Source organism: Acidiplasma cupricumulans (assembly GCF_001402935.1).
Taxonomy (GTDB): domain Archaea; phylum Thermoplasmatota; class Thermoplasmata; order Thermoplasmatales; family Thermoplasmataceae; genus Acidiplasma; species Acidiplasma aeolicum.
Window position 1 is genome coordinate 1 of sequence record NZ_LKBH01000019.1, and the last position, 12,630, is coordinate 12,630.

8 protein-coding genes and 1 tRNA gene are annotated in these 12,630 nt (G+C 33.3%); 2 read left to right on the forward strand and 7 right to left on the reverse strand.

Annotated elements, in window-relative coordinates; translation table 11 throughout:
• Positions 1 to 182: 182 nt before the first annotated feature.
• The 3 genes from AOG55_RS00580 to AOG55_RS00590 are packed head-to-tail and all read right to left on the reverse strand — an operon-like array spanning position 183 to position 3,717.
• Positions 183 to 1,250 (reverse strand): radical SAM protein, encoded by a 1,068-nt coding sequence (locus AOG55_RS00580; protein WP_055040756.1) that lies wholly within the window; start codon positions 1,248 to 1,250, stop codon positions 183 to 185.
• Positions 1,251 to 1,258: 8 nt separating this feature from the next.
• Complete coding sequence (locus tag AOG55_RS00585; protein ID WP_084779376.1) at positions 1,259 to 1,915, reverse strand: stage II sporulation protein M; 657 nt, start codon at positions 1,913 to 1,915, stop codon at positions 1,259 to 1,261.
• A gap of 32 nt (positions 1,916 to 1,947) precedes the next feature.
• Complete coding sequence (locus AOG55_RS00590) at positions 1,948 to 3,717, reverse strand: chloride channel protein (protein ID WP_055032408.1); 1,770 nt, start codon at positions 3,715 to 3,717, stop codon at positions 1,948 to 1,950.
• A 174-nt stretch (positions 3,718 to 3,891) separates the two neighbouring features.
• On the opposite strand from AOG55_RS00590, the gene AOG55_RS00595 reads away from it, so the two are divergent.
• Positions 3,892 to 8,988 carry an ATP-dependent helicase gene (locus AOG55_RS00595; RefSeq protein ID WP_055040757.1) on the forward strand — a complete coding sequence of 1,699 codons (5,097 nt, stop codon included), beginning with the start codon at positions 3,892 to 3,894 and terminating at the stop codon, positions 8,986 to 8,988.
• Positions 8,989 to 9,034: 46 nt separating this feature from the next.
• Here AOG55_RS00595 and AOG55_RS00600 read toward each other — a convergent pair whose 3' ends face one another.
• The 4 genes from AOG55_RS00600 to AOG55_RS00615 form a co-directional block, all read right to left on the reverse strand.
• The gene (locus AOG55_RS00600) at positions 9,035 to 9,397 is read right to left on the reverse strand and encodes a hypothetical protein (protein ID WP_048101147.1); all 363 of its coding nucleotides are present in this window, start codon (positions 9,395 to 9,397) and stop codon (positions 9,035 to 9,037) included.
• 58 nt (positions 9,398 to 9,455) lie between these two features.
• Positions 9,456 to 9,532: transfer RNA gene (locus tag AOG55_RS00605), tRNA-Arg, on the reverse strand.
• A gap of 85 nt (positions 9,533 to 9,617) precedes the next feature.
• Complete coding sequence (locus tag AOG55_RS00610) at positions 9,618 to 11,003, reverse strand: MFS transporter (protein ID WP_055040758.1); 1,386 nt, start codon at positions 11,001 to 11,003, stop codon at positions 9,618 to 9,620.
• Between the two features lie 44 nt (positions 11,004 to 11,047).
• Positions 11,048 to 12,226 carry an MFS transporter gene (locus tag AOG55_RS00615; RefSeq protein ID WP_048101145.1) on the reverse strand — a complete coding sequence of 393 codons (1,179 nt, stop codon included), beginning with the start codon at positions 12,224 to 12,226 and terminating at the stop codon, positions 11,048 to 11,050.
• 68 nt (positions 12,227 to 12,294) lie between these two features.
• Here AOG55_RS00615 and AOG55_RS00620 point away from each other — a divergent pair, with 68 nt between their 5' ends.
• Positions 12,295 to 12,627, forward strand: coding sequence for a PadR family transcriptional regulator (locus AOG55_RS00620; protein ID WP_048101144.1), 333 nt, complete (start codon positions 12,295 to 12,297; stop codon positions 12,625 to 12,627).
• Positions 12,628 to 12,630: the final 3 nt, after the last annotated feature.

The following is a 12,630-nucleotide window of genomic DNA, read 5'->3' on the forward strand; positions in this document are numbered from 1 at the left end:
ACAAATTTTAAATCTAAATTCAAGAACAAACTGCTTGAATATTCAATAAATGTTATAATTTATAACAACATATGAAACTTAATATTAACCTTTGAATAATTATTATTGTTGTGCTCCATAAAATTATATTTATATAATTTACATTATAATGTTCATTATTTTTATAAATAATGAGGGCATTGCTAATACACAGCCTCTGTTAGATTATAATCAACAACAGGCACTCCAAAACTGGATAAACTTTTAAATTTAAACATCTCATCATATTTTTCTTGCGATGTCATTGGCTTATCTTTAAGCGCACTCAGGAAGCGTTCATTTTCTGAAAGTTCAGATAAATAAATCATATCACCATGTGTAAAATTAATTTTTTTAAGATAATTAACAGTATTATTTATATGACCCTGAGAATGTTTTTTACCTCCGGCGCCTATTAAAATTATAATTCCAATATTTATCCCGGCATCTTTAACAGTGTTTATAAAATTTATGGATTCATTTATGTCTATTTTTTTATTTAAAATGTTCAGTACATCTGGGTCCCCACTTTCAAGACCCACATAAACTCTTTTCATACCAAGTTCCCTCATTCTGACAAAATCCTCAAATTTTTTGGTCTTAAGTGTTGTGAATACATCCATAAAAGAGTAAATCCCAAGATTAAAATTACTATGAATTAAATCTAAATATTCGAAAAGCCTGTCTGACCCTATATTTATGGCATTTGCATCACCAAGGAATATTGATCTTCTGGACGTTATGGAACTGCCAAAATATTCCTTTAATGCATTTATCTCGGATTCTATGTCTTTTAGGTGTAAAACATTATATTTATCATTTTGGTAAAGATCACAGAACGTACATTTATTCCATGGGCATCCAGATGTTATCTTTAAATAAATCGATAAATACTGGTCAGGTGGCACTATTGGTATAAAATTGCCATATATTTTAATTAATTTCTCTGCGTCATCCTGTAAAAATTCATAATTTACATGTTCCGGTATATATGTATAATTTCTCGCATAGGAATAAAACTCATTGACTATTTTTTTTGCCTCATTAATTCCAAGCCGCTCCACCATTCTTCTTCTGTTTATAATATAATTCTTAATGAATATATTCTGCAGGCTCCTTCTAACGGTAAATCCATTATATGAATAAAACATTATTCTGTAATTATTATCCATTACCATTATTCTGGAATTTTCTGCTATTTTTATTGAACCATCTGCCTGAATATATGTCATGTTTATGCCTAACTATTGTTAAATATATCATCTATTAATTCCTTATGCTTGCTTTTATACTCATCTTTATCAAAATGCCTATAAAGGTATATTAAAAATGCTATTAAAAATACACCTGGAATCCACATATAAAATGAGCTGTATGGATTTTTTGTTTTTAATAAAACTATTTCCGATGTTTCAATAAGCCCGGCAATGGCAAGTTCTATAACCACAAATATATACATGTACAGTATTTTTATATAGCTTTTTAATGGATAACCTTTTATTAGATAATATAAAAGGTAAATCCCGGAGCTTAATGCAACAGAATATGCTGGGAGCTCAAGCCAGAAATGCGGAAGCATCATTAATGAAATGGCAATAACAAGACCTGAGGTGTGATCATGCGCACCCTCAACTGCAACAACCAGCGCAGTTGAATATATTGATGTGGCAAAGAAGAATATTCCTATTATGGGTATAAATTCAATGGTTGCAATTAGGAGATTATGTGGAAATATTGAAAGCCACATCGGTATGAAGGCCTGGGACGTAATGCTTCTATCCTCAGATGCAAATGAATTATATAATGCAGAATTATGGATTGGCAGGGAGGAAATGAAAAGAAATGCCGCAAGATCCAGAATGAACACCAGCAGGAATAATCTTCTTAGTTTTATCATATAATTTTATAAGTAAATTTTATTATAAAACTTTAATTGTTTTCAATTCTTGTAATCTGATTAATATCCTCATTATATTTTTGCAGCAGGTTCTTTAATGTAATAATTCCCAGAAATTTCCCATTATCAGTGACTGCACACCATGTTGTTCTATTCTTCATCATTATCTCCCATGCACTCTCTGCACTGTTTTCAAGTTTTACATATGATGTTCCGGGCCGGTAATATTCATTTACATAACCATAAAGCTTATTTTCAATATCATACATATAAATGCTTCCAAGAAGCTGATCGTTATGAACAACCGGAAGTGCCAGCATGCTGTTTTCCCTCATTATCTCTGCAGCCCTGTGAATGCTGTAATATAAATCTGCGTATATATTTGTGATAAGCGGTACATCAGAAACCTTAATATCAAGTAATAACGGTGTATGGTATTCTCCCATGTTGGCAGGAGAATCCTTTCTTGTCATAACCTGTGATTCGTATATGCTGTATTTTGTTCCGGATACGATATATGCAATTGTTACAGCTATCATTGCACCGGGAAGCAGCTGAAGGCTTCCTGTCATTTCAACAACCATTATAATTACAGACAATGGGGCCTTACCCGCAGAGCCAAAGAATGAAAGCATGCCTATTATTACAAAGGGTGCCACTGAGGTTACTATTGCAGGAACAATCATATGAAATAGAAAACCGATAAGGGCTCCAAGAGATGCCCCTATAAATATGCCGGGAGCAAATACACCCCCACTGCCACCTGAGGATACAGTAAATGATGTGGCAATAATTTTAACAAATGGAAGCAAAATTAAAAAAACAATTAATGGAAGGCCAAAGGTTATAAGGTCATTAAACTGGCCGCTTTCCAAAAGCTGAACCCACCCATAGCCTGTGCCCAGAATTTCAGGAAAGGCAAGTGCTATGAGGCCTGTTACAGCACCGCCAACCATTGGCTTAATATGATTGGGGACCTTCCATTTTTTAAAAATATCCCTTACACCGTAAAATGTCCTGACATATACTATTGACATTAAGCCGGCTATTATACCAAGAAGTGCGTAAAATGGCATCCTCAGCGGGTTAAACGCCTCAAGGTAATAACCAAATATTGGCTCGAATCCAACTATTGATGCAAAAATGGAGTACCCTATTGCAGATGCCACTAGTGATGGGAATATAACCTCTGATTCAAAATCACGGCGGTAAAGTATTTCTGCACCCAGTATGGCACCACCTATTGGTGCCTTAAATATTGTTCCTATACCTGATCCTATTCCAACCGCAACGGCTATTCTGCGATCCTTGGGGCTTAAACCAAGAAAATCAGCAATCATGGATCCTATGCCTGCGGCTATTAATGCTGTTGGCCCCTCCCTGCCGGCGCTGCCTCCAGATCCTATGGTAATTGCAGATGCCAGTGTTTTAATAAATGGGATTCTATGCCTTATTTTCCCCTGCTTGTAATGAAATGACCTTATTGCGGCGTCCGTACCGTGGCCCTCCGCCTCCGGTGCTGTGGTATATATTATCAATCCTGATATTAGCCCGCCAAGTGCAACAATAAGCGGAATAAAATAAAAATGAGTTGCATGGAATGTATATATTAAGGAACCCCCCTCACCAAGTGGCCTGGGTATATTCATGCCTATTATATGAATTAAAAAAATATTCTCAAAAAATCTTATTGCAAAATAAAATATTGTTGCACCAAATCCTGCCACAACGCCTATCAATCCACCTATTAAGAGCCACCTCTCAAAATAGGGTAGAGCGGATATCTTTAAATTCGTTTTTATACCCCGACATTAATTTACAGGTTGATTATATATGTATATATAATATTTGGTATACAGATTTAATTGATTTTACAGGTAATTTAACAGATTAACATTCAATATTAACATTATAAAATATTTTATCAATTCAATACCGTTATATATTGTAATGAATTATCATACAGACTATTAACCATGATTAACGAGAAGCCATTTAAGGTTAAACAACAGTTACCATTCCTTGATGATATCATAGCAGAATGGTTCGATTCAAAATATGATGATTTAAGTGAACCACAGAAAAAGGCAATACCACTAATACATAATGGAAAAAATGTGCTGGTATCATCACCAACCGGAACAGGAAAAACACTTACAGGATTTCTTTCAATTTTAAATGAGCTATTTATAAATGCAAGGAATAATTCCCTTGAGGATAAAATATACTGTGTATATATCTCACCATTAAAGGCACTGGCTAATGATATTGATAAAAATCTTAAGGAGCCTTTAAAGGAAATCTATGATCTGGCCAGATCAAAGGGAGAAAATATACCTGATATAAGAATTGGTGTTAGATCTGGCGATACTGGCCAGAGCGAGAGGGGAAAAATGCTGAGGAAACCTCCCCATATTTTAATAACAACCCCGGAATCATTATCACTGGCACTTACCGCAACAAAATTTAGGGAAAAATTTGCAGACGTCCAGTACGTTATAGTTGATGAAATTCATGAGATTTCAGCAACAAAACGTGGATCACTATTATCATTAAATCTGGAAAGATTGTATAATATAGCAGGTGAATACACAAGAATAGGGCTTTCAGCAACCCAGGCACCACTGGATCTAATTGCCTCATACCTTTGTGGTTATGCAGGCAATAAAAAAAGGGAGTGTGAAATTATTGAGGTAAACACAAACAAGTACCTTGATTTAAAGATTATAACTCCGGTAAAGGACCTAACAATGGTAAGCTTCGAGGTTGCCAATGAAAAAATGTATGACATAATGGTCGATTTAATAAATTCTCACAAAACCACATTAATTTTTACAAACACGAGAAGCTCAACAGAGCATGTTGCCATAAGACTTAAGGCAAGAGGAATTGAAAATATTGAGGCACATCATTCATCGCTTGGAAAGGAAACAAGGATAGATGTTGAAAATAAGCTTAAGAATGGCGAATTAAAATGTGTTATTACATCAACATCACTTGAACTTGGAATTGACATAGGTTTTATTGATCTTGTTATTCAGATAGGCAGCCCAAAATCGGTTTCAAGGGCACTTCAGAGGATAGGGCGGTCTGGACATGGCGTCAGGGATCTCTCAAAGGGAAGATTTATAGTATTTGATCTTGATGACCTGATGGAATGCGCCGTAATGACAAAGGCTGCCTATGATCACGAAATTGACAAGGTAAGCATACCATTAAATCCACTTGATGTTTTATCCCAGGGAATAATAGGCATGGCCCTCGAAAAGGTATGGAATATAGATGACGCATATAATTTAATAAAAAATTCTTTTTCTTTCCACACCTTGGATTATAATGATTATATTGCCACATTAAATTATCTCGCAGGAAAAATAGAGGGAAATACTTTATTTTCAAAAATATGGCTTGATGAGGAACAAAAAACATTTGGAAAGAAGAAAAGCACCAGAATGATATATTTTATGAATGTTGGAACCATACCAGAGGAGGCAAATTATAATGTTGTAAATGAACAGGGTAGAATAATAGGCCAGTTAAGCGATAAATTCGTGGAAAGATTAAAAAAGGGAGATATATTCGTTTTGGGTGCAAAAACATATATTTTTCTAAGAACGTCAAGAAATAATATTACAGTCAGGGAGGCAAAGGGAATGAAGCCAACAGTGCCATCATGGACAGGTGAGCTGCTTCCCCGAAGCTATGATCTCGGTGTGCTAATAGGAAAGTTTAGGGAAACACTTTATAAAAAAATAAAGGCTGGCGAGGATCCCCGGCAGTGGTTAATCGATAACTACCGGGTTGATGAATACGGTGCCATGAGCCTTATATCATATGTAAAATCCCAGGGTTCATTTTACATTCCAACACACGACAGGTTATTTATTGAGGGCTATATTGACAAGGATTTGTATGATATAATATTTCATATTCCGCTTGGAAGGCGTATTAACGATGCCATATCAAGGGCATATGCGCTTGCAATATCAAATAAATATGGAATATCCACAAGGCTAAGCGTTAACGACAACGGTTTTATGATTACAATAGGAAGACGCCTGAGAATCGATGATATTATTCATCTTATTAATGCCGGCAATTTTGAGGATTTATTAGACAGGTCAATAGTAAACACAGAAATGTTTAAGCAGCGTTTCAGGTACTGTGCCACAAGATCTTTAATGGTTTTAAGGAAGTATAAGCAAACGGATATATCTGTGGCAAGGCAGCAGCTTCGCAGTGACAGGCTTTTAAGGGTTCTTGAATCCATGAATAATTTTCCTGTAATAAAGGAAACTTTTAATGAGATAAAAAATGATCTCATGGATGTTAATAATGCAAAAAAATATATTAACGATGTAATAGATTCCGGGCATTACAAAATAAGGGATTACAGTGACGAAAGCAGTCCATTTTCATATAATTTAATACTTTCTGGTGTTTCAGATATAGTTTTAATGGAGGACAGATCCAAGTTATTAAGGGAATTGCAGAACAAGCTTCTCGATAAAATTTACGGTACAAACGGAATAGATTTTCTTATTAAGGATTCAAAGATGGCTGAGGACTACTTTAAAAATAAAATTCCAAGGGTTATCGATGAAAATTCATATATGGATTTTATTAAGCATTTTCTTTACATAGATCCGTTTAAAAAAAGGTATAATTCGCCACTGGATTATACTGACATGGATATAGAAAAAATAACCTATGAACTTATAGACCGGGATATTTTGGTTTATGCCTTTATGAGGTCTGACCAGTGGGTGTACCGCGGGTATTATGATATTATGTACTCATTATTTAAAAAAGAAGTCGAACTTAATAATACAGATAAAGAGGTTTTAAATAATGTAAATCTTAAATCATATTCAGAACTTAAAAAGCTCGGCATAAATGAGGATGCATTAAAGGATTCATTAATGAAGCTGGAGGAGAACTATTTAATCAGGAAAAAGTTGTCAGGCCATAATTCGGTTTACATAAAAAATGATATAAAAGTTAAAACATCTGGTAATGAATTAAAGGATGCTGTTAAACTTATTCTATCATCCTTTGGGCCATTATCAATGGATGAGCTTCAGATAAGGCTTCCCGTGGATTCTGACATGCTGGAACAGTCGATGGAGGAACTAATAAAAACTGGAGAGGTTATATATGATTACATTACACCAATATTTGTTAAGCAGTACATACTAAAAAACGATCTGGATGCAATTCTCAATAAAACCGATGAAAATATACTGACAAAAAGAATAATAAATTTTATACAGGAGGTTGATGACGTCAGTGAATATTTTGAAAAATATGGTTTTGCATTTGATGTCTATGATATTTTGATTAGAACCAAACATTATAATCAGATGGATTTAAACAAAATGCTTAAAAACCAGGATGTATATTATTTAAAGGCCATAAAAAATAAATATGTGTATATATCTAAATGGCTGGTTGATGCACTGTATTATCTAAGATATGAAAAAAATACAGAGAATGAGGAAAATATATTAAGATACATAGCCGAGGGGTATAACACAGAGGAGGAACTGTTAAATATCTCAGGTCTTGATAAATCAATTATTAAGGTGATATTAAAATCCCTTACATTCAAATTCCAGATAATGGATAATAATGGAATTTTTACCATTTATTATCCTGTTGATAATAACAGTAATATAATAATAGAAAAATATGGTCCGGCCACAGCCTATGAACTCTCCAGATTTTTCTGGTTTAATCCTGCAAGAATAGATTATTCTGGATTAAAGCCATATTATTACAAAAATGACGTTTATTATGGCTTTATTAAAAACAGTAATGTGCAAAACAGGGGAATAATAGTAAACATTAATGATCCTGTGAGCATATACCTTGGAAAGTATATACAGAATGACGATTACAATGCAAGATTTATTTACAACGGTGCCGAGGAGGCAATATTCCATATGGAAATGCGCACCCCCGGTATATGGATAGATAATTTATATTTTGAGCATCCAAAAGTTGACGAATTTATTGAGGCCTTATTAAATACTTGCAATAAAACTAATATTAATTCAATTATAATTAAGGCTGGGGATGGTATTTCCTTTGATAACTTTGAAAAATATGGGTTTAAAAAACAGAATGATGTAATATACCGCGGAAACTTCGAAATTATGGATATAACCAATGATGACCTGATTGAACTTGCAGTTAAAAAATCGATGAACCAGAACATACCAATAAATTACAGTGTACTAAATAAAATGCTTTTTGGATTTAGAAATGATATAGAATCATCATATTTTGGGGTAAGGAGCCTTGAATTAAATAACTATTATAACTCTGTACTTCTGTATAATTTTAATGGCCCCTTTGGAATAAATGCCCTTGCAACAAAAAACGTTATAAGCATATACAGGTCTGCAAAGAAGAACGATCTAAATTCTCAGGAGGAAAAAATTCTTAAGATGCTTATATCAGAATCAATGTCGGAGAATGAATTAATTAAAACGGCAAACATAAATTCTATTGTAATAAAAAATTCTATAAAAAATCTTTATAAAATTAATGCCATAGCAAGGGATAAAAACAGAAAATATATAGTAATTAATTCAGAGTATAATGAGCAGGAAGCCATAGAAAATATACTTTCATATATAATTGAAACAATTGGCTTCTTCGATGATGCCATATATGAAAGGTTTATGGAGACAAAAATCAGCAGGGCTTATTTAAGTGCAGTAAAATCTTTAATTTCAGCCAGGGTTATACACGAGGTTTTAATACCATCCGAAAAAAAGATAATATATGTATCAACTGCTATTGATATGGCCAAAATTAAAAAAATGAATGTAATAAGGTTAATAACCCCGAAGGATATAATATCATTATTCTTTACTGACTATATAAAATCGAGATATAAAACGGTAAATTCATATTTATTATTTTATAACAACTCCATAAAGGCTAATTTTACCGTCAAAAAGAGTGGAAAATACCTGTCAATCAAATCATTTAATGGAGATAATTCATTAAAAGGAATTATAAAAAAAGAGTTCAACAATGCAGGATATATATTATCTATATGAAATAATTTTATCTGTTTATCCATTAAAATGATAATTTTGAAAAAATTTAAAAATTTGGCATGTATTTTGAAATTTTCTGAATAACATCATCGGGTGCCGCTGCAAGTGCCTTTTCCATCATTTTTAGATCCCTATCCCTTATCATTTCCGGCAGATCCATGTTTGCCTTCACCCTTAAATTTAGATAATCCCTAATTTTATCCCCATCCATTTCTGAAATAACCTTAAAAACGGTGATGCAGAAATTTACATAATTTTCATCTGTGGCCTTTCTCATCTCAATAATCATGTCCCTCATAATTTTTTCAATCTCATTCTGGTTCATCTGCAAAAGTTCATTTATATATAATGCTGTTTCAGATTTTCGTGTTTTTTCATCCATTTCTGAAATTTCCAGTGTACTTTTCATCTGTATCTATTGATAATTTTGGCTTTTTTAAAATATTTTTTGGTATGAATAAAATAATTGGCGGGCCTGCCGGGATTTGAACCCGGATCCTCGGCTTCGAAGGCCGTAAGGATGTCCTAGTTACCCCACAGGCCCGTTCAGTGTATTATTTTATGGAATAAAAATAATGGGTTTGGCATAAATCATATTATATGTTCATTAAGCCATGAAGATATTAAATTCATGGTTTGGACTCCTTTTTATATAATCCTGTTTCGTTCCAGTATGTTTTATTGTTCCTGTGCCTTATTATATTTATGAAGCCGAAAATGAGACCTGATAGGGCAACAGTGGAAGTAAATATCAAATAATACCTTATTGACCCCTTAATAGCAGAATCTTTTACCATATCGTATATATTTATTATATGCCCGGAATGACCAAAAATAAACATAAATACAGGAAGCATGGATATTGATATAATCATGCCCATGTTTCTTAAAATAAATAATGAGTTATTTGCCTCTGTTCTGTGTGAATAACCTCTTGCATCCGTTATCATGGTCGTGGATGGGGACCAAAACAGTGATCCACCAAGGCCGGCAAGAAAAAGGAGCTCGGGTATGTAGCTTAAATACAGTCCAATAAACATTATGCTAACACCCTCAAGCAGTATTCCCGCATTCATTATCACCTCACCATGCCCATAACGATCATAGAGATATCCCCCAAGTGGGCTTGATATTATTGATGCAAGTGGGTATGGAAATATAAGTATGCCTGCATCAAGGGATGATATTCCAAGGTATGATTCATAGTAGATGCTCATGGCGTAAAGCACAGAAAAAAATGCAAATGATTCAAGAAAGGATGCAATGGATATCAATGAAAACTGCCTGCTTTTTAATAGATTCCTTGATATAACGGGACGCCTGTACTGGGCATAAAAAAAGAATGGAAATATAATTGCTGATATTATTAGATAATATATATTTATAAATGAAATGCCAATGATAAGGGGTACCAAAAATACAAGCATGGCAATGGACGATGTAAAATTAATTTTTTCATTCAATTTTTTGCTTTTCTTTATGAATTTAAATGCAAAAAATATGGCCAGAATGCCAACAGGAACATTAATTAAAAAAATATATCTCCAGTTAAAAAGTACCAAAAACCCTCCCAGCAGGGGCCCCATAAGTGTACCAACTGACCAGGATATTGAATTTATACCAACTGCCCGTCCACGTTCCTCTTGCGGAAATGCATTTAAAATTATGGGTATATCTGTTGCCGTCATAATCCCGGCACCGATGCCCTCGAAAAATCTGGAAATGATCATAAAGTTTATTCCAGGGGATAATGCGACAAAAAGTGACGATGCTGTAAATAATGAGAATCCGGTTATATAGAATTCACGATTGCCAAATTTTTTAATTATTTCTATGGCCGGTGCAAGCATAACTGTTGATGAGATGATGTATATTACTATTACGAGTGTGAGATTTGACACATTTGTTTGAAAGTTTTCTCCTATTTCAGGCAGTGCAAGATAAACAATGGTGGAATCCACGGCTGCCATGAGTGTGCTTAGGGTGGTCACAAGGAGAACATAGTACCTATTCATCTCATGCTAATGTTATATTAATATAAATAAATAACAAATAAAAATTAATGTATATTTTTGTTAACTCTCTTAATATTGAAGTATGAGGCTATTATAAGATATATTATGACCGGCACAAGAATTATAAACATGTTCCTAAAGCCTATCAGATTGTTTATAAAACCCCCCACAGATGGGGTGATTATACCTATAAGCATCATTACTGAAAAGAAATAGCTATTTGCCACATTTCTGCTCGACATATCAAATGTTCTGCTTATTGATACTATAGATAATGGATATGTTACACCGTGGGGTATTCCAAGCATTAGATATGCTATTATATATATGATTGCAAATTTACTGAAGAATATTGCTATTATTCCTGTGAGTGTGACCAGCATTGCAATGGCTATATAATGCCAAAGGTTTTCAGGAGTTTTTATTGAATAAAAAAGCCTTGATGAGAAAGAAATAATAAAAAATCCGGTAAATAGTAATGTTACCTGCGAGTAGGAAAATCCTAAAACGGATTTTGCATATATTCCACCAAAGGTAATAAGAAGTGCGAATACAATATTGTATGCTAAAATTGCATAAACCGCAACCTTAAACCCTGGCTCGCCAAACACATTTATTTTTTTATGGTTCTTCTCGATATTTTCATCCGGAAATTTAATAAAAAAGGAAAAAACCGAGGCCACAATGCCGAATGGAACAAAATACAGGAATATATACCTTAGGGGTTCAAAATTTAATATGTATGATTCATAGGCAGGACCTGCTATAAGGCTCACACTTAGTGCGAGTGTGTAAATTCCCAGAATTCTTTCCCTAACCTTCTTATCACCAGATGAACCGGCGGATGTGATTATATTTGGCATTATTGCACCAAAGGCAAATCCTGCAACAAATATAAATATCCATACAGATATATTATTGGAAAATTCCATTACAGCCAGAATTATGGTAAATGTAATATTTGATGCAATGAAAAGTACCCTCCTGGGAAAAGCACTTAAATGTGTGTTAATTATTGCAGTGGTAATAAATGTTGCCAGTGCCATTACCGATTCTGTTAGGCCAACCTCAACCTGATTAAAATACAGGTCATATTTTGCAAATAATGATATGGTGGTCATCATCATATTATTTGAGGCCCTTACGGCAAGTGTAAGCAAAACAATTATAAATATTGAATAAATTAAATAGGCCTGAGATGAATATTTTAATTTATTTTCCATTTTAATATCATCATATACAATAAGTCAATTATCTATAAATAATTTATCTGTTAAATGAATACATAAATATGAGAAATGAGCTAATATTAAAGGGAACCATAAACCTCCTAATTTTAACCCAGATATCAAAAAAACCAATGTATGGATATGCAATAGAAAAGGAGATAAATTCAATGATAAACACACCACTTCCAACTGGAACAATATATACACTTCTGCATAATTTAGAAAATAGAAATTTTATTAAATTTACAGTTAAAAAAAATAATAATGGACGTATATCAAAAATTTATGAGATAACACCCGATGGGAAAAAGTTTTTAAAATTCCATCTTGAACCATTAAATACGGTATCCATGATTATAAAATATCTGATAAGTGAGATACCCAAAATCACATAAATA

Bases quoted from the DNA above. Each gene is read 5' to 3' on its own strand.
- AOG55_RS00580 (WP_055040756.1), bottom strand. From the start codon at position 1,250: ATGACATATATTCAGGCAGATGGTTCAATAAAAATAGCAGAAAATTCC.
- AOG55_RS00585 (WP_084779376.1), bottom strand. From the start codon at position 1,915: ATGATAAAACTAAGAAGATTATTCCTGCTGGTGTTCATTCTGGATCTT.
- AOG55_RS00595 (WP_055040757.1), top strand. From the start codon at position 3,892: ATGATTAACGAGAAGCCATTTAAGGTTAAACAACAGTTACCATTCCTT.
- AOG55_RS00600 (WP_048101147.1), bottom strand. From the start codon at position 9,397: ATGAAAAGTACACTGGAAATTTCAGAAATGGATGAAAAAACACGAAAA.
- AOG55_RS00610 (WP_055040758.1), bottom strand. From the start codon at position 11,003: ATGAATAGGTACTATGTTCTCCTTGTGACCACCCTAAGCACACTCATG.
- AOG55_RS00615 (WP_048101145.1), bottom strand. From the start codon at position 12,226: ATGGAAAATAAATTAAAATATTCATCTCAGGCCTATTTAATTTATTCA.
- AOG55_RS00620 (WP_048101144.1), top strand. From the start codon at position 12,295: ATGAGAAATGAGCTAATATTAAAGGGAACCATAAACCTCCTAATTTTA.